We start from the raw sequence: 17,153 nt of genomic DNA on the forward strand, positions 1-17,153 counted from the left end.
TGCGGCGCGATGGCAAAAGCCGACGCGTCAGGCGCCAATCAGGGAGTGGGGAAACGCCGCCATGCCGGTTGACACCGGCCGGCGGCGAGCACTGCATCGAGGTTGATTTCAGTGCCAGATGGTACTACGCGGACGTGCGGCTGAAAACTTACTGCTTGTACAGGTTCAGCGGGACCGGGATGAACTTGTCCACGGCCTGGCCGTCGATCAGCTTCTTCGCGGTCTGCACGCCGTACTGGCCGATCAGTTCCGGCTGTTGCTGCACGGTCGCAGCCATCGTGCCGGCCTTGACGGCGGCAATCGCGTCGTCGGTGGCGTCGAAGCCCACCACGGCCACGTTCTTCAGTCCGGCGGCCTGCAGGGCCTTGACCGCGCCGAGTGCCATCTCGTCGTTCTGCGCGAACACGCCCTGAATGTCCTTGTTGCTCTGGATGATGTTTTCCATCACCGACAGGCCCTTGGCGCGATCGAAATCAGCTGGCTGCTTCGTGACCACCTTCACGCCGCCCTTCGCAGCCACTTCCGTATCGAAACCGGCGCCGCGCTCGTTGGCCGCGGACGAACCCGGAATGCCCTGCAGTTCGACCACGTTGCCCTTGCCGCCCAGCTTGTCGACGAGGAAGTCGGCTGCCATCTTGCCGCCGGCCTTGTTGTCGGAGGCGATGTGCGAGCTGACTTCGGCGCCGTTCACGCTGCGGTCGAGCGAGATCACCTTGATGCCCTTGTCGGTGGCTTCCTTGACGACCGTGGCAACCGCCGACGAATCGGTCGGGTTGATCAGGATCACGCTGACCTTCTTCTGGATCAGGTCTTCGACGCTCGCCTGCTGCTTGGCGGGGTCGTTCTGCGCATCCACGGTGATGAGGGTCACGCCGTCTTTCTTCGCTTCGTCTTCAGCGCCCTTGCGCAGCGAGACGAAGAACGGGTTGTTCAGCGTCGAGATCGACAGGCCCACCGTGACGGCGCCATTGGCGACCGGCGCGGAGGCGTCGCTCGCGGCCGCGGCCGCGCCCGTATCCGGGCCCTGCTTCGAACAGGCGGCGATGCCGACCACCAACAGTGCTGCGCAAAGCGGGGAGATCATTTTCTTCATTGTCGTCCTCCTGAGTCCTATGAGTAGAGTGTGACGTGGATTGTTTAGGGGTACTGCGTGGCTCGCGCCGCTACTGCGTTTGCGGTTATTTCTTGTTGCCCCGGTCGATCAGCACGGCGAGCAGGATCACGGCACCCTTGATGACCTGCTGGTAAAACGACGAGACGTCCATGAGGTTCAGGCCGTTGTTCAGCACGCCGATCAAAAGCGCGCCCACCAGCGTGCCGAAAATCCAGCCGCGTCCGCCCGTCAGGCTGGTGCCGCCCAGCACCACGGCGGCAATGGCGTCGAGTTCATAACCGGTGCCGGCGGTCGGCTGCGCCGAATTCAGACGCGAGGTCAGGACGACGCCAGCAATCGCCGCCATCACGCCGGAGATGGTGTAGACCCACAACTGGATGCGATCCACCTTCACGCCCGACAGCTTGGCCGATTCGGCATTGCCGCCGGTTGCGTAGACATGACGCCCGAACACGGTCTTTTTCAGCACGAACCAGAAGACCGCGAACATGATCAGCATCAGCACGACCGGAATCGGCACCAGCCGCGCCACATAGCCACCGCCCAGCATCGAGAAGAAATCGCTGTTGAAGCCGCTGATCGGGCTGCCGTTGGACACCACCAGCGCGAGGCCGCGCAGCACGGTCACCGAGCCGAGCGTCGCGATGAACGGCGCCACCTTGCCTTTGCTGATGACGAGGCCGTTGCAAAAACCCATCGCGCCGCCGGCTGCAATGCCGGCCAGCGTTGCCAGCACGGCCGGCACACCGCTTTGCATGAGGGTCGCAATGATGACGGACGACAGCGCCAGCACCGAACCCGCGGACAGGTCGATACCGCCCAGCAGGATCACGAGCGTCATGCCGAAGGCGATGAGCGCGTTGATCGACGCCTGGCGCATCACGTTGAGCAGATTGTCGAGCGTCAGGAAGTTCGGGCTGGCGATGGACAGCACCACCGCAATGATCAGCAGTGCGATGAATGGCCCGAGCTTTTGCAGCGTGGCCTTGGTACTGGGTGTCATGGTCAATTGCGCCATTTCGTTTCTCGCTCGGGTCTCGATCTCAGCGGTACGCACCGCTGTCAATGAATGGGTTAAACAGTGACGTTGCCGCCGGTGGCGGCCGTCATGAGCTGTTCCTGGGTCGCGCCGGCCGCCACGAAGATGCCGTTTTGCCGGCCCTGGTGCATCACCAGAATGCGATCGCTCATGGCCAGCACTTCCGGCAATTCCGACGACACCATCACGATCGCCACGCCTTGCGCGGCAAGCTGATTGATGATGGTGTAGATCTCGGCCTTGCCGCCCACATCCACGCCGCGGGTCGGTTCATCGAGCAGCAGCACTTTCGGCGGCTCGGCGAGCCACTTGGCGAACACCACCTTCTGCTGGTTGCCGCCGGAGAGCGCCTTGACGTCCAGTTCGGCGTCGCGGGTGCGGATGCGCAACTGTTTGATCAGGTCTTCGACGGCCGCCCGTTCGGCGCGGTCGTTCACCACGCCATAGCGCGCGTAGCGGCCCAGATGGACCAGCGTCGCGTTCTCGCGCACGGACATGCCGAGCACCAGACCCTGGCTCTTGCGGTCTTCGGTGACGAAGCCGATGCCCGCGTCGATCGCACCCGAGGCATCGCGCACGTCGAGCGTGCGGCCATCGAGCGTCACCGAACCCGCCGTCTTGCGGTTCAGGCCGAACAACGTGCGCAGGATTTCGCTGCGGCCCGCGCCCATCAGACCGGCCACGCCCAGCACCTCGCCCGCGCGTACGTCGAATGAAATGCCGGAGATGTTGCCGTCGTCGGCGAGGTCCGCGACCTTGAAGCGCACTTCGCCCGGCGCGTGGCTGCGCTTCGGAAAGCGCTCGCCGAGTTCGCGCCCCACCATCAGCCGCACCACTTCGTCGAAACCCGTGTCCTGCACCGCGCGCTCGCCGACGAAGCGGCCGTCGCGCAACACGCTGACCTTGTCGCAGATGCGGAAGATTTCTTCCATGCGATGCGAGACGTACACCAGCGCCACGCCGCGCGCTTTCAGCGCGAGCATGATCTCGAACAGCGTCTCGATCTCGCGCTGGGTCAGTGCGGCGGTCGGTTCGTCCATTACCAGCACGCGCGCATCGAGCGACAGTGCCTTGGCGATTTCCACCAGCTGCTGCTGACCGATGGACAGATGCCCCGCTTCGGCTTGCGGGTCGATGCGCTCGGCGCCGACCATGTCGAGCCACTTGCGCGCTGCGCGGCGCATGGCGGCCGAATCGACCACCCCGAAGCGGCTCGGCTCGCGGCCGAGAAACATGTTCTCCATCACCGACAACTGCGGAATCAGGTTCAGTTCCTGATGGATGATGGCAATGCCGGCGCGCTCGGCTTCGACGGTGTTGCGGATCTGCGTGGCCTTTCCGTCGATCAGGATCTCGCCTGCATCGGCCTGGTAGACGCCGCTCAGAATCTTCATGAGCGTCGATTTGCCCGCGCCGTTTTCACCCATCAGCGCATGAATTTCGCCGGCGCCGATCTTGAACTCGACACCCTCGAGCACGCGTACCGGACCAAACGCCTTGCCGATGCCCCGCATGGTCACTTGCATGACACGCCTCTTTCAGAATTGCGCGCTGCCGCGTCTTGCCTGCCTGCCTCGATACGAGGCGAGCGGCACTGGGCGGCAGGTTGGCGGGCGCTCAAAATATCACGCCCGAATGCAGGATCACGTTGGCATACGGACTGCATTCACCCGTGCGGATCACCGCCTTCGCCTGCTGGCAGAGACGCTTGAAGGTCTCGTGCGGCACCTCGTCCACACTGACCTGCGCCGCGCGCAGTTGCGCCATGCGCTGCACCACCGCGGCGTTGTGCGTCAGGCTTTCGCTCGCGAATACGGCGCGCTCCGCCTTGAAGTCGGCCAGCACGCTGTCCAGCACGTCGAAGAAGGCGGGGACGCCGAGTGTCAGTGAGACGTCGATGCATTCGACGCCGTCGGGAACCGGCAGGCCGCAGTCGGCTATCACGACGCTGTCGGTATGGCCCATACCGGCCAGCACGCGCGCGATGTCGCGATTCAGGTGTCCGAGTTTTTTCACGCTTGTGCCTTCAGAAACTGTTCGAGTTCGGCGAGCGTGGGCATGCCGCCCTGCGCGCCCGCACGGGTGACCGACAAGGCCCCGGCTGCATTGGCGCGGCGCACGGCCTCGTCGGCACCGAGATGCCAGAACGCGGCCAGCGCGCCGTTGAAGGTATCGCCGGCGCCGGTGGTATCCACCGCCGTGACGCTGAAACCGGCCTGGTGCACCAGTTCGCCATCCGCGCGGGTGTAATACGCCCCCTCCGCGCCGTGCGTCATGGCGATGCGGCCGGGCATGCGCTGCAACACCTCGGCCCAGTCGGCGCCCGCGGTCTGCAAGGCGGCGGCGAGTTCGTGCTCGTTGGGCGTCAGCAGGCTGGCGAGCGCGATCAGGTCAGCGGACAGCGCGACGGCAGGAGCCGGATTGAGGAAGAACGGCTTGCCGAGCCGGTGCGCGAGTTGCGCGGCGTGCAGGACCGTGGACAGCGGCACCTCCAGTTGCGCCAGCACGATGTCGGCATCGGCAAACGCCCTGTGGGCCCGGTCCAGATCGCCCGGCGAGAGTTCGTGATTGGCGCCCGGCACGACGAGGATGGCGTTGTCGCCGCCGGTCAGCGTGATCGAGGCAATGCCGGTGGCTTCGCGGCCGGTGAAGACCCAGCGGGTGTCGATGCCCTCACGGTGGAGGGTGGCTTTCATGGCATCGCCGAACGCATCCGCGCCGACACAGCCGATCATCGTGACTTCGGCGCCGAGACGCGCCGCGGCGACTGCCTGGTTCGCGCCCTTGCCGCCGGGATAGGTCGCAAAGCGCTGACCAAACAACGTTTCGCCCAACCGCGGAAACACCTCGGTTGCCACCACCATGTCCATGTTGATGCTGCCTACTACCACCACCCGTGCCATACCGCTCCTTCCGACTGCCCAACCCGCGTCGAAACGCGGGTGTTAATTTTCGCCGAGCTAAAACGTAATCAGCTTTGGGGCGGATTTATACCATTGCCGTCCGCCGGACGGAAGATGACCCAGGGTTTTACCGGATATGGAGCGGATGAACAGGACTGCGCGAGGCGGGCGGCCGCGTGGCCGTGGCGTTGGAGTGAAAGGCCGGGCGGCGTGTCAGATGGTTGCTTTTGCCGCGTCGGGCGCGGCGTGCTAGCTGCGCCGCTGTTCGAGACGTCGGCCCAGGCGTTGCGGAATCAGCATCGGTAAGCGCAGCAGAAAGCCGCAGAAGAGCCGCAGATGCATCCACGACAGCAGCAGGTTGTCGCGCAGATAGTTGAAGTGCGACACGCCGCCCTCGTCGGCGCGGAAATATCGCACCGGGGCTTCGATCTGGATGGGCCGCACGCCTGCCCAGCACAGCCGCACTGCCGCTTCCGGATCGAAGTCGAAGCGCCGCATCCACACATGACGGCTCATCACGTCACGCAGCGGCACGACCGGATACACCCGAAATCCGTAGAGCGAATCGCCGATGCCCGCCCACAGCGTTTCGAGGTTGGCGCAGAGGTTGGACAGGCGCCGCCCATAGACACGCGCCTTCGGCGCCTGGGCGTCGAACTTCGGCAGACCCAGCACCATCGCATCGGGCCGGGCCTGCGAGGCGGTCATGAACCGCGCGATCAGATTGGCCGGATGCTGGCCATCGGAATCCATCGTCAGGACATGCGTGAAGCCGCGTTGCGCGGCCTCTTCGAGTCCGATCAGCACGGCTGCGCCCTTGCCCTGATTGTGCGGCAGCACGATCACATGCAAGCCCGCATCCTGCTCGGCCATGGCCAGCAAACGTTCAGTACTGCCATCCGTACTGCCGTCGACGATCACCCAGACCGGGTTCCAGTTCTCGCGCGCACTGCGCACGGTGTCATAGACCTTTTCGCCGGGGTTGTAGCTCGGGATCAGAACCAGATGAGTCGAAGAAGGGCTGGTTGTACGCATGGGAACAGCAAATTGAGTAGTAGTCTTGATGGCTGCCGCCGTTCAGTGACCGGCGGCAGGGGGCGCGTGGCGCGGCTAGCGGGACGCCATCCGCGTTTCCGTTGCCTCGCCGCTCGCCTCGCGCAGATTGCGGCGGCGTGCGCGCCACGCGCGCCACGTGCTCGGTGCATTCAGCAGCGCCGACACGTAGTAGGCACCCTTGAAGAGCCCCAGCGAGCGCCAGATTGGCGTGTCTTCGAAGATGTCGCCCGCCAGCAGCGACACCAACGCTTCTTTCATGCGCAGCACGTTGCGCGGCGCCATGAAGAGTTCGCGCATGGCGGGTGACGTCATCCGGTAGATGAACCAAGAGAACGCTTTTGGCCCGTGCCGCAGACGTTTGTCGAAGCGTGCCAGCGCGGCGTCGGCGCGTGCCGGATCGCGCAGACAGACATCGATCGCTTCGACGCCCGCGAAGGCGCTCTGCATGGCCAGCATCACGCCGGACGAAAACACTGGATCGACAAAGGCGAAGGCATCGCCAAGCAGCAGGAAATTGCGCCCGTGCGTGAGTTCGCCGCTGTACGAATAGTTGCCCGTGGCGTGCACTTCGTTGACACGCTCGGCGTGCTGCAGACGCTCGGCGAGCGGCGCGCACAGCGCAATCGTATCGGCGAAGAAGTCCTCGACCGAACGGCCCTTCGGACGGCTCTTCAGGTAATACGGCCACACCACCGCGCCGACGCTGGTCGTGCCGTCAGCAAGCGGAATGAACCAGAACCAGCCGTGCTCGAACCAGTACACGGTGATGTTGCCTTCGTGCTCGCCGGGATTGCGCTGCGCGCCGCGAAAATGGCCATACAGCGCGGAGCTGTTGTGTTTGTCGTTGCGACGCTTGCTCTTGAACTGGTTCGCCAGCAGCGTATCGCGGCCCGAAGCGTCCACCACGAAACGCGCCCGGCACTGCTCTTCGCGGCCGTCGTCGTGTTGCGCGCGGATCACCGCACCGGAGCCGTCCGGCAGAAAGGCGACGTCGCGCGCATGGCAGCCCTCCACCACCTGCACGCCGTGTTCGGCGGCATTGCGCAGCAGCAGATGATCGAGTTCCGAGCGGCGCACCTGGTAGGCGCCGGGCATCGTCTTGTCCCACGCTTCGGCGAACAGAAAGCGTTCCATCCGGTTGTCGTGCTGCGGTGAAACGAATTCGGCGCCGAGCTTGACCATGCCGATCGCCCTCACCTGCTCGCCCACGCCCAGGCGATCGAAGAGCCGCAGGTTGGCCGGCAGTAACGATTCGCCGATATGGAAACGCGGATGCCGGGCCTTCTCCAGCAGACGCACGCGGTAGCCGCGCTGCGCGAGCAAGGTGCCGGCGCTCGAACCGGCCGGGCCGCCGCCGATCACGACCACATCCCAAAGCGGAGTGGCAGCGTGTTCCATGTATTCAGGGTGGTCAGATTGAATCGCTTCGGCCATTGTTTTCCTCTGCATGCTGACGTTGCCGCAGGGCCGCCATGAAGCGGCCTTGCGGTCCTGAGATGAAGGGCGCGAGGCCCTCGCTGCGTCACGCTAGACGCACAATGCGTGCCTGAGGGGCGCGTGCCCTCGCGCGTGTTAGCCGAGCCCGCCGTTGATCGACAGAACCTGACCGGTGACATAGGCCGCGGCATCGGACACGAGGTAGGCGACCATCGACGCCACCTCTTGCGGCTGGCCGGCCCGTTGGGCGGGCACCAGTTGCCGGATCCGCTCAGGCGGGAAGGCCGCGCCGGCCATCGGCGATTCGATGATGCCGGGCGCCACCGCATTCACGGTGACGCCGCGCGACGCCAGTTCGAGCGAAAGCGACTTCGTCGCACCGATCAGGCCGGCCTTGGCCGCCGCATAGTTCACCTGGCCGCGATTGCCCAGCACGCCCGCCACCGACGCCATGTTGACAATCCGTCCCCAGCGGGTGCGAATCATCGGCATCAGAAGCGGCTGCGTGACGTTGAAAAAGCCGTTCAGCGAAACATCGATGACGCTGCGCCACTGCTGCTGCGTCATGCCGGGCATCGGCGCGTCGTCGTGAATCCCGGCGTTGTTGATGAGGATCTGCACCGGCGCAGTTTCCAGCAGCCCTTCCAGCGCACGCTGGGTGGCCTCGGCATCGGTCACGTCGAACGCAATGGCGTGCGCGTTGCCCCCTGCTGCGACGATCCGCTGGGCGGTGGCCTCGGCCTGCGCGAGGCCGCGGTTGGCCTGTACCCACACCTCATGACCCGCGCTCGCCAGCGCTTCGCTGATGGCTTGCCCCAACGCGCCGCTGCCGCCTGTCACAAGCGCTCGCATCGATTCTCCATGACTGAATGCTTTCGATTTCCAACGCGGACGCGTCGAGCATGGCGCCCGATCAGGCGAATACAGCCAACGCAGCCGACCCCGCCCGCGAGCCCGCCGTGCCGCCCGCTAGCGGACGCGATGCGCCTCCACATAGGCTGCGAGCGCGCCGAGCGTGGCAAAAATTTTCTGGTTGTCCGGATTGTCCGAACGCAGTTCAAAACCGTATTTCTTCGAAATCAGCAGCGCGATTTCCAGAATATCGATCGAGTCGAGGCCCAGCCCATCGCCATACAGTTGCGTATCGGCCGACAGCGTGTCGAGTTGCACGTCTTCGAGATTCAGTTCGCCGATGATCAGCGCGGCAAGCTCTCTTTCCAGTTTATTCATTGTCTTGTATGCAGGGATCAATGCCAATGGAGGAGGTGCCACCAGGCCAGTACCCGGACCCCTGCGCGAGCCGTAGCCGCGCAGCCTTCACCCCCGTCGGACCGGCAATCCGCCCGCTTTTCGAGATTGTAAGTCTGGGGCGATTCTAGCCGAGGCGCTCCCGGGTCGTATACCTGGAAAGGGTTACATGAAGTTTTGCGCGTCCGCGCGCGCCGCTTGGGCATACGGAGGGCCAAGCCCGCCATGCGCCGCGTGGCGAACGGTACGCTAGAATTGCGCCCGCCGCGGCGGTGACGCCCGGCCACACAAACAGTTACAAAAGCGGTTGCGAACCCAGTGCGCTGCGGCGGGTCTGTTAAACAGCGTGCCCTCGGGAACGAAAAATGCGTAGCGCTGGTATCGTCGGAAACGGACGGCGCGCGATTCATGTGACGAAAGAACCGGCTCGCCCGCAAACCGGCCTGAAAATTTCCCCCTATATGCAGCGTATCGAACTGATCCCTCGTGTCCTCTGCCGGGCAGCGTCCCGCGGAAGGTCACCCAGAAAAACCATGCTTCCGGCCGCGCGTGGCGTCGCGTTAAGCCACGCTTGCGATGCCAGCGACCATGGCGCGCAGGCGTCGTCGCCGGCGTGCGGCGATACTGCGCGGTCAAGCTTCGCGGGGAGCACGACATGACGCAGCTCAAGCGTATCGCGCGTGGCGCCGGCACGGTGGGTGTCATCGCAGCCTGCGAGCTCGGCACGCATTACGCGGCCAGCACGCCGGGCGCGGAGGGCTTCGGCTTCGCCGTGGTCGTCGCGCCGCTCGTGCTGATCGCGCTTGCCGCTGCGGCTCGCACATCACAACGTGTCTGGCTGTTGCCGCTGTGGGCCTGCGCTTGCGCGGCCCTGTGGCTGACACGGGCTCCGCTCGCCCGTCACTTCGAATGGGGTGCGTATTTCGAGCATCTGAGCATCAACCTCGGCATGGCGTTTGTCTTTGGCCGCACGCTCGCTGCGGGTCGCGAGCCGCTGTGCAGCCAGTTCGCCGCGGTGGTCCACGGCACGCTTACGCCCGCCGTGGCGCATTACACCCGCCAGATTACGTTCGCCTGGACCGCGTTTTTCCTCGCCGTTGCCGGCGTTTCGACCCTGCTGTTCGTGGCCGCGCCACTGGTTGTGTGGTCAACCTTCGCCAATTACATGACGCTGCCGCTGGTCGCGGTGATGTTCGTGGGCGAACATGCCTGGCGGCGCGTCGCCCTGCCCAATGTGCAGCGCTCCAGCATGTTCGCCGCTGCACGGGCCTACCGCCATACGATGCACGGCCGCGCCGAACGCGCACAATGATCTCGAACGCCGCGCTGCATCGAACCATGGCAGTGCGGACCCCTAGCCACTGCTTTGACTGACGTTATGCCGAGCCTTCCTCTGCTATTCCATTCGTCGCCCGCCCAGACGATTGCCTGGCGCGACGGTTCGCCGGTCTCCGTATGCGAGTTTCTCGCCGACGTGACGCGCCTCGCGAAAGCGCTGCCCGAGGGTCAGCATGTCTTCAACATGTGCACGGATCGCTATCGTTTCGCAGTGGGCCTGTGTGCGACGCTGGTGGCCGGCAAGATCAGCCTGCTGCCCTCGGCACATACGCCTGAAGCGGTGCGGCAACTGGCCTCGTTTGCGCCGGATACGTTCTGCCTGCACGATAGCGCTCACTGTAGCGTCGCGCTGCCACGCTTCCGTTTTCCTTCGGAGTCCGCTGCAACTGATGTGCAGTCGTGCGCCGATGCCGATCTCGCCGTGCCGCAGATCGACGCGACGCAGATCATGGCTTATCTGTTCACGTCCGGATCGACCGGCGTCCCCGTGCCGCACGGCAAGCAGTGGGGCGACCTGGTCAAGTGCCTGCGCACCTCGGCCGCGCTTCTTGGTCTGAGCGCGCTGGGCGCCTGCACGCTGGTCGGCACCGTGCCGCCGCAGCATATGTACGGCTTCGAAAATACGGTGCTACTGGCGCTGATTGGCGGTTTCGCGTTCAGTAACGGACAACCGTTTTATCCGGGCGATGTCGCCGCGGAACTCGCGGCTGTCCCGCAACCGCGCGTGCTCGTGACCTCGCCCGTCCACCTGCGGGCGCTGATGATGTCGCACCAGACCTTGCCGCCAGTTGCACTGATGGTCTCCGCGACTGCGCCGCTGGCGCAGGATCTGGCACGCACCGCCGAGGCGCGCCTCGACGCGCCGTTGCTCGAAATTTACGGCAGCACCGAAAGCGGCCAGATCGCCACCCGCCGAACCGCGCAGGACGCCGCCTGGGAGCTTTATCCGGAGGTCCGTCTCGAAGTGCGGCGTGAGTCGGATACCCCGCACGCCGCAGACGGCACCAGGGAGGCAACCATCTGGGCATCGGGCGGCCATATCGGAGCGCCGGTGCCGATGGGCGACACGCTAGAACTGCTCGACGCCCGTCATTTTCTGCTGCATGGACGCAAGAGCGAACTCATCAATATCGCCGGCAAACGGACCGCGCTCGGCTATCTGAATCATCAGTTAAACGAAATACCCGGCGTACTCGACGGGGTGTTCTTCATGCCGGACGAGCAACCTGCAGCCACTCAGGCTTCGGCGGCCCGGCGGGAGCACGTCACGCGTCTGCTGGCGCTCGTCGTGGCTCCGAACCTCACGCCTGCCGATCTGCGGCGCGCGCTGCGCGAACGCATCGACGCGGCCTTCATGCCGCGCCCCTTGTTCTTCGTCGACTGGCTGCCTCGCAACGCCACCGGCAAGTTGCCGCGTGACGTACTCACGGCGATGGTCGCGCAACATACGCGGGCTGCTGCGAACGTTTCGGCGCAGTCTTCCGTGCAGTTATCCGCACCCTCATCCGCGCAGTCTTCCACGCCCGCGTCCGCGCAGCCGTCGGCAAGCGCCCTCAGCTTCACCATCGCCCCGAACCACGCCGCCCTTGCCGGACATTTTCCCGGTCAACCGATTGTCCCTGGCGTGGTCCTGCTCGACTACGCGATCAGCGCCATCGGCACGGCGCTGAATCAATCGCTGGACGCCTGCCGGCTGAGTTCGGCCAAGTTCCCGAGCCCGGCGGAGCCGGGCACGCCGCTCGAACTCGTCTACGAGACCACGCCGAGCGGCGCGATCCGCTTTACCGTCAGTGCAGGACCCCGTACGGTTGCAAGCGGCGTGCTGGCCGCGCCGACACCGGCGTCAGTCGGCGAGGCGGTCTGCTCATGAAGCGCCCTGCCTGGACCCAACGCGCGGAGCGCAGCAACATCCCGGTGATGCGCTTCATGACCTGGCTGTCGTTACGCCTCGGCCGGCGCCTGAGTCGCGTCGTGATCGCCCCCGCCAGCATCTATTTCATGCTGTTTTCGCCCGCTGCGTGCAAGGCTTCGCGCGCCTACCTCACGCGTGCGCTGGGCCGGCCGGCGAGTTGGCTCGATATCTGGCGGCATCTGATCGCCTTCGGCGCGACCATCCACGACCGCATCTATCTGCTCAACGACCGCTTCGACCTGTTCGATCTGCGTTTGCATGGTGAAAAAATGGTCGGTGCCACCCTGGCCGAGGGACACGGTGCGTTTCTGATCGGCGCGCATCTGGGCAGCTTCGAAGTCGTGCGCGCGATTGGCCGCACGCAGCCGGATCTGCGCGTGGCCGTCACGATGTACGAGGACAACGCCCGCCGGATCAACGCGATTTTGGCCTCCATCAATCCCGCCGCGAAACAGGACGTGATCGCGCTCGGCCAGGTCGATTCCATGCTGAAGGTGCGCGAGTATCTCGACAACGGCAGCATGATCGGCATCCTCGCCGACCGCACCTTGCTAGGGGAGGTCCGCGACTCGGTGCGTCGGATCGATTTTCTCGGCCAGCCCGCGGCGTTTCCGCTCGGCCCGCTGCACATGGCGGCGATGTTGAAGCGTCCGGTCATCTTCATGACCGGGCTGTATCGCGGCGGCAACCGCTACGATATCCACTTCGAAAAACTGGTGGATTTTTCGCAGATCGAACGAAGCGAACGCGGCGCCGCCGTGGAGGCCGCTCTCGAACGCTACGTCGCCCTGCTGGAGCAACACTGCCGCAGCGCGCCGCATAACTGGTTCAACTATTTCGACTTCTGGCAAAGCGATGCCGCCGACGAAAACGCGGCCGCGACCGCTGCGCGCGGCACCGTCAAGGCGGTGCCCGCCAGCGCCGATCTGACCACCACGAGCAGGAACACCTGACGCATGATTGCTGCCCGCCTACTGCCCCGTATTCCGCTGCATTGCAAGGCTCGCGCGCGCATCGCGCTGCTGGCCGTCGCCGCAGTGGCCTTCGATCCGCACGCGGCGCCTGCCGCGCAAGCGGGCAGTGCCGACGCCTCGACGTGGACGCTCGACCGGCTGATGTCCACCCTCGGCCAGAAGAAATCCGGCCATGCGAGCTTCGAGGAAACCAAGTATCTGGCGATCGCCAACGCGCCCGTGACCTCGTCCGGCGAACTGGTGTTCACCGCGCCTGACCACCTGGAAAAACGCACGGACAACCCGAAGCCGGAAGACCTCGTGGTCGACGGCGACAAGCTGACCATCGCCCGTAACGGCCATCAGTACACCCTGGCACTGACGCAGTATCCGGAGTTGTCCGCCTTCATCGAGAGCATTCGCGCCACCCTCGCAGGCAACCGTTTTGCGCTCGAGCAGGTGTACAAGGTGGCCGTCACGGGCAGCGGCGACGACTGGACGCTCACGCTCACACCGCGCGATTCCCGTATGCTGAAGACGATCAGCACCATCACGCTGACCGGAACGCGCGACCTGTTGCATACGGTCGCGATCCAGCAGGCCGACGGCGATCATTCGCTGATGCGCCTGCAGAACGACGCCGCCAACTGATGTGCGAACCGCTTTCCGCCGGCACCTCACAGCGCGGCCTTGGCCCCCTGCTCAGGCAGCGCGCCGTGCTGGCGTGGCTGGTGTTCCTGCTGGCGTGTGCCGTGGTCATCAGCCGGACCAGCTTCAGCGCCGACCTCTCCGCCTTTCTGCCCCGCTCGCCGAGTGCCGGGCAGCGCGTGCTGGTCGAACAGTTGCGCGACGGACTGGTGTCGCGGCTGATTCTGGTCGGTATCGAAGGCGGCGATCCGGCGGCACGTGCCACGCTTTCGCGCAACGTGGCGGCCAGCTTGCGCGGCGATGCGCAGTTCGCCTCGGTCAGCAACGGCGAGCCCGTCAGTGAGGCGCGCGACCAGCAGTTCATCTTCGCGCATCGCTATCTACTGAGTCCGGCGGTGACGCCGCAGCGTTTTTCCGCCGACGGGCTGCATCAGGCGCTCGGCGACAGCCTCGATCTGCTCGGTTCGTCGGCCGGTATGTTCAGCAAGGATCTGCTGCCGCACGATCCGACCGGCGAAGTCGCCACGCTCGTCAACCGGCTCGATAGCGGCGCCCAGCCGTCGTCGCAGGACGGCGTGTGGGCCTCACGCGACGGCAAGCGTGCGGTGCTGGTGGTGCAGACCACGGGCGCAGGCTCCGACACCGACGCCCAGGCGCGTGCCATGGCCGCTGTACAACATGCCTTCGATGCCGCCACGCGCAGCCTGCCCAACCCGGCGTCCTATCGCCTGCTGATGACCGGGCCGGGCGTGTTTTCCGTCGAGACGCGCGACAACATCAAGCATGACGTTGCGCGACTGTCCGCCGTCAGCCTCGTGTTGATCGTCGCGCTCCTTCTGGTGGTCTACCGTTCGCCGTTGACGCTCCTGCTCGGCTTGCTGCCGGTGCTGTCGGGCGTTGCAGCGGGACTGGCCGCGGTGAGTCTGGCGTTCGGCACGGTGCATGGCATCACCCTCGGTTTCGGCACGACGCTGATCGGCGAAGCGGTGGATTATTCGATCTATCTGTTCGTGCAGTCCTCGCGCACGTACGCGTCAGGCCGCGTATCTGAAACTGCTTCGGCATCCGTACGAAACGATGTGGCGCTGCGCGAATGGATCGCCACCTACTGGCCGACGATCCGGCTCGGTGTCCTGACTTCGATCTGCGGTTTCGCCTCCATGCTGTTCTCCGGCTTTCCCGGCCTCGTGCAACTCGGGCTGTATTCGATCGCCGGCCTGACGACGGCCGCGCTCGTCACGCGCTTCGTATTGCCGCATCTGCGCGGCGCCCGTTTCGCGATCCGCGATGTCGCGCCGCTCGGCGCCCGGCTCGCCCGTATCACGGCCGCTGCGCCGCGTTTGCGCTGGCCGCTGGTCGTGTTGCTGGTGGCGTCGGTCGCGACGCTCGGGTTGCATCGTCAACAGATCTGGAGTCACGAACTGTCGGCGCTCAGTCCGGTGTCGCGGTCAAGCCTCGCACTCGACGAAAGCCTGCGCGCCGATGTCGGCGCCCCCGATGTGCGCTATCTGGTAGTGATCTCTGGCGCAAGTCAGGAAGCCGTGCTGGAAGGCGCCGAGAAAGTCGCCGCGCAGTTGCAGCCGCGGGTGGATCAAGGCGTGCTGGCCGGTTACGAAAGCCCCGCGCTCTATCTGCCGAGCGTGGCCGCGCAGCGCGCCCGCCTCGCGAGCCTGCCGTCCGGCGACGTGCTCAGCGCGCGGCTGCGCGAGGCCGTCGCCAATCAGACGATTAGCGTCAAGCCGGAAGCGTTCGCGCCGTTCATCGCGGATGTGGAAGCCGCGCGCCAGCAACCGCTGCTGCAACGTGCGGATCTGCGCGGCACCTCGATGGCGCTCGCGGTGGATGCCTTGCTGACCGAGCGCGCCGGCCGCTGGAGCGCGATGCTGTCGCTGCGCGCGCCGGATCACACGCGCAACGCAACGCATAACGCAACCCAAGCCGTCACAGCGGACCAACCCAGTCTCGATGCCGCCACCCTCCGCGCCACCGTGGCGAGCGCGCAGGTACCGGACGCACTCTTCGTCGACATGAAGGCCGAAGCCGACCGGCTCTACATCGACTATGTGCGTGAGGACATTCACCTGTCGCTCGCCGGCCTCGGCGCAATCGTCGTGCTGCTGCTGATCGCGCTGCGCTCGCCGCAAGCGGTGGCGCGCACGCTCGCTCCGCTCCTCGCGGCGGTGCTGGTGGTGTGTGCGGGTCTCGCGCTGGCGGGCGAACAACTCACGATCCTGCATCTGATCGGCATGCTGCTGATCGTCGCCGTGGGCTCGAATTACGCGCTGTTTTTCAACAAGCCGAACCACGCGGCGGCGGGTCTCGCCGGCATCGCGCCGCAGACGCTGGTCTCGCTGCTGATCGCCAACCTCGCGACCGTGGCCGGCTTCGGCCTGCTGGCGCTGGCCCGCGTGCCGCTGCTTCAGGCATTCGGTCTGACGGTGGGTCCCGGCGCCATCCTCGCCCTGCTGTTTTCGGCGATTCTCGCGCCCGCCATCACGCGCGTGAAAGCGCCCGTGGCGGCTGAATCTCGCAGTGGAGAGCGCGTATGAGTTCGCTGCCGCCGCGCCCGCTATCCGTCGCAGCCGTCACGCCCGCCGCGCCCGGCGCCGCACGGCGCTGGAAACCGTCGCCGTTCATCACGGGCACGGCCGCGCTGCACGTCGGCGCCGCCGCCGCGGTCCTGCTGCAGCCGGCGCTATGGCCATGGGCGGTGGGCGGCGTCGTTGCCTCGCATCTGAGCCTGACCGCGGCCGGACTGTGGCCGCGCAGCAGCTTGCTCGGTCTGAACTGGACGGCGTTGCCGGCCAGCGCGGGCAGGCAGATCGCGCTCACCATCGACGACGGCCCGAACCCCGAGGTCACGCCGCGCGTGCTCGACCTGCTCGACCGCTACGACGCGCGCGCGACTTTCTTCTGCATCGGCGAAGTCGCGCGCCGTCATCCGCATTGTGTCGAGGCCATCGTCGCTCGCGGACATGCGGTGGAAAACCATAGTCAGCGGCACCGGCATCATTTTTCTTTGCTGGGGCCGGCTGCATTGGAGCGCGAAATCGCCGCGGCGCAACAGACGCTCACCGAGATCAGCGGCGTACGGCCGCTGTTTTTCCGCGCCCCTGCGGGCTTGCGCAATCCGTTTCTGGAACCGGTGTTGTGCCGGCTCGGGTTGCATCTGGCGAGCTGGACCCGGCGCGGCTTCGACACGCGTACGCGCGACGCCGCGGTCGTCACGCAGCGGCTCCTGCGTGGGCTGGCGCCTCGCGACATCCTGCTCGTCCATGACGGCCATCCGGCCCGCGATGCGCACCATCAGCCGGTGGTGCTCGACGTGCTGCCGGCCGTGCTGGAGGCGGCGGCCGCGGCCCAGTTGCGCTGCACCACGTTGCGCGCGGCGATTGCGCCCGGCGTGGGCGGCGGCCTGAGCACGCCTTTTGCTACTATGGATAAATAGACTTTGGCGCCATCGCAGCGGGCGATTCAGCCCGCGCCACGATGGTCCACCGAACCC

General features: G+C 65.8%; 15 protein-coding genes. 6 read left to right on the forward strand and 9 right to left on the reverse strand.

The features are described from left to right. Positions 1-148 precede the first annotated feature (148 nt). The 9 genes from rbsB to P3T43_RS02965 all read right to left on the reverse strand — a co-directional run bounded on the left by rbsB (position 149) and on the right by P3T43_RS02965 (position 8,779). The gene (rbsB, locus tag P3T43_RS02925) at positions 149-1,093 is read right to left on the reverse strand and encodes a ribose ABC transporter substrate-binding protein RbsB (protein ID WP_429279516.1); all 945 of its coding nucleotides are present in this window, start codon (positions 1,091-1,093) and stop codon (positions 149-151) included. Between the two features lie 85 nt (positions 1,094-1,178). Continuing rightward, positions 1,179-2,117, reverse strand: a complete 939-nt coding sequence (locus P3T43_RS02930; protein WP_429279517.1) for an ABC transporter permease — start codon at positions 2,115-2,117, stop codon at positions 1,179-1,181. Between the two features lie 71 nt (positions 2,118-2,188). After that, positions 2,189-3,679, reverse strand: a complete 1,491-nt coding sequence (locus tag P3T43_RS02935) for a sugar ABC transporter ATP-binding protein (protein ID WP_429279518.1) — start codon at positions 3,677-3,679, stop codon at positions 2,189-2,191. A gap of 91 nt (positions 3,680-3,770) precedes the next feature. Continuing rightward, positions 3,771-4,169: a D-ribose pyranase gene (rbsD, locus tag P3T43_RS02940; protein ID WP_429279519.1), complete on the reverse strand. Its 399-nt coding sequence runs from the start codon at positions 4,167-4,169 to the stop codon at positions 3,771-3,773. Next, positions 4,166-5,056: a ribokinase gene (rbsK, locus tag P3T43_RS02945; protein ID WP_429279520.1), complete on the reverse strand. Its 891-nt coding sequence runs from the start codon at positions 5,054-5,056 to the stop codon at positions 4,166-4,168. The genes rbsD and rbsK overlap by 4 nt, the downstream gene beginning before the upstream one ends. 249 nt (positions 5,057-5,305) lie before the next feature. Next, positions 5,306-6,091: a glycosyltransferase family 2 protein gene (locus tag P3T43_RS02950; RefSeq protein ID WP_429279521.1), complete on the reverse strand. Its 786-nt coding sequence runs from the start codon at positions 6,089-6,091 to the stop codon at positions 5,306-5,308. Positions 6,092-6,166: 75 nt separating this feature from the next. Next, positions 6,167-7,510: an NAD(P)/FAD-dependent oxidoreductase gene (locus tag P3T43_RS02955; RefSeq protein WP_429279596.1), complete on the reverse strand. Its 1,344-nt coding sequence runs from the start codon at positions 7,508-7,510 to the stop codon at positions 6,167-6,169. 174 nt (positions 7,511-7,684) lie between these two features. Further along, the gene (gene fabG, locus P3T43_RS02960; protein ID WP_429279522.1) at positions 7,685-8,401 is read right to left on the reverse strand and encodes a 3-oxoacyl-ACP reductase FabG; all 717 of its coding nucleotides are present in this window, start codon (positions 8,399-8,401) and stop codon (positions 7,685-7,687) included. A 117-nt stretch (positions 8,402-8,518) separates the two neighbouring features. Then, a complete protein-coding gene (locus P3T43_RS02965) occupies positions 8,519-8,779 on the reverse strand; it encodes a phosphopantetheine-binding protein (protein ID WP_429279523.1) in 261 nt (86 codons plus the stop codon). Positions 8,780-9,452: 673 nt separating this feature from the next. Here P3T43_RS02965 and P3T43_RS02970 point away from each other — a divergent pair. From P3T43_RS02970 to P3T43_RS02995, 6 genes are all read left to right on the forward strand, one after another. Then, entirely contained in the window at positions 9,453-10,109 is a 657-nt protein-coding gene (locus tag P3T43_RS02970) for a hypothetical protein (RefSeq protein WP_429279524.1), read from the forward strand. Positions 10,110-10,175: 66 nt separating this feature from the next. After that, positions 10,176-12,005, forward strand: a complete 1,830-nt coding sequence (locus P3T43_RS02975; RefSeq protein ID WP_429279525.1) for an AMP-binding protein — start codon at positions 10,176-10,178, stop codon at positions 12,003-12,005. Then, positions 12,002-13,000, forward strand: a complete 999-nt coding sequence (locus P3T43_RS02980) for an acyl-CoA synthetase (RefSeq protein ID WP_429279526.1) — start codon at positions 12,002-12,004, stop codon at positions 12,998-13,000. The genes P3T43_RS02975 and P3T43_RS02980 overlap by 4 nt, the downstream gene beginning before the upstream one ends. 3 nt (positions 13,001-13,003) lie before the next feature. Then, entirely contained in the window at positions 13,004-13,651 is a 648-nt protein-coding gene (locus tag P3T43_RS02985) for an outer membrane lipoprotein carrier protein LolA (protein WP_429279527.1), read from the forward strand. Beyond that, positions 13,651-16,197 carry an MMPL family transporter gene (locus P3T43_RS02990; RefSeq protein ID WP_429279528.1) on the forward strand — a complete coding sequence of 849 codons (2,547 nt, stop codon included), beginning with the start codon at positions 13,651-13,653 and terminating at the stop codon, positions 16,195-16,197. Before P3T43_RS02985 ends, P3T43_RS02990 begins: the two co-directional genes overlap by 1 nt. After that, positions 16,194-17,096, forward strand: coding sequence for a polysaccharide deacetylase family protein (locus P3T43_RS02995; protein WP_429279529.1), 903 nt, complete (start codon positions 16,194-16,196; stop codon positions 17,094-17,096). The genes P3T43_RS02990 and P3T43_RS02995 overlap by 4 nt, the downstream gene beginning before the upstream one ends. Positions 17,097-17,153: the final 57 nt, after the last annotated feature.

Origin of the sequence: Paraburkholderia sp. GAS41 (assembly GCF_050436545.1) — a bacterium.
Lineage (GTDB): Bacteria > Pseudomonadota > Gammaproteobacteria > Burkholderiales > Burkholderiaceae > Paraburkholderia.

What these genes read in the sequence shown, in the direction of transcription:
- P3T43_RS02930 (WP_429279517.1), bottom strand. Translation starts at nt 2,117, where the DNA reads ATGACACCCAGTACCAAGGCCACGCTGCAAAAGCTCGGGCCATTCATC.
- P3T43_RS02935 (WP_429279518.1), bottom strand. Translation starts at nt 3,679, where the DNA reads ATGCAAGTGACCATGCGGGGCATCGGCAAGGCGTTTGGTCCGGTACGC.
- P3T43_RS02985 (WP_429279527.1), top strand. Translation starts at nt 13,004, where the DNA reads ATGATTGCTGCCCGCCTACTGCCCCGTATTCCGCTGCATTGCAAGGCT.
- P3T43_RS02965 (WP_429279523.1), bottom strand. Translation starts at nt 8,779, where the DNA reads ATGAATAAACTGGAAAGAGAGCTTGCCGCGCTGATCATCGGCGAACTG.
- P3T43_RS02975 (WP_429279525.1), top strand. Translation starts at nt 10,176, where the DNA reads ATGCCGAGCCTTCCTCTGCTATTCCATTCGTCGCCCGCCCAGACGATT.
- P3T43_RS02995 (WP_429279529.1), top strand. Translation starts at nt 16,194, where the DNA reads ATGAGTTCGCTGCCGCCGCGCCCGCTATCCGTCGCAGCCGTCACGCCC.
- P3T43_RS02950 (WP_429279521.1), bottom strand. Translation starts at nt 6,091, where the DNA reads ATGCGTACAACCAGCCCTTCTTCGACTCATCTGGTTCTGATCCCGAGC.
- rbsB (WP_429279516.1), bottom strand. Translation starts at nt 1,093, where the DNA reads ATGAAGAAAATGATCTCCCCGCTTTGCGCAGCACTGTTGGTGGTCGGC.
- P3T43_RS02970 (WP_429279524.1), top strand. Translation starts at nt 9,453, where the DNA reads ATGACGCAGCTCAAGCGTATCGCGCGTGGCGCCGGCACGGTGGGTGTC.
- P3T43_RS02980 (WP_429279526.1), top strand. Translation starts at nt 12,002, where the DNA reads ATGAAGCGCCCTGCCTGGACCCAACGCGCGGAGCGCAGCAACATCCCG.
- P3T43_RS02990 (WP_429279528.1), top strand. Translation starts at nt 13,651, where the DNA reads ATGTGCGAACCGCTTTCCGCCGGCACCTCACAGCGCGGCCTTGGCCCC.
- fabG (WP_429279522.1), bottom strand. Translation starts at nt 8,401, where the DNA reads ATGCGAGCGCTTGTGACAGGCGGCAGCGGCGCGTTGGGGCAAGCCATC.
- P3T43_RS02955 (WP_429279596.1), bottom strand. Translation starts at nt 7,510, where the DNA reads ATGGAACACGCTGCCACTCCGCTTTGGGATGTGGTCGTGATCGGCGGC.
- rbsK (WP_429279520.1), bottom strand. Translation starts at nt 5,056, where the DNA reads ATGGCACGGGTGGTGGTAGTAGGCAGCATCAACATGGACATGGTGGTG.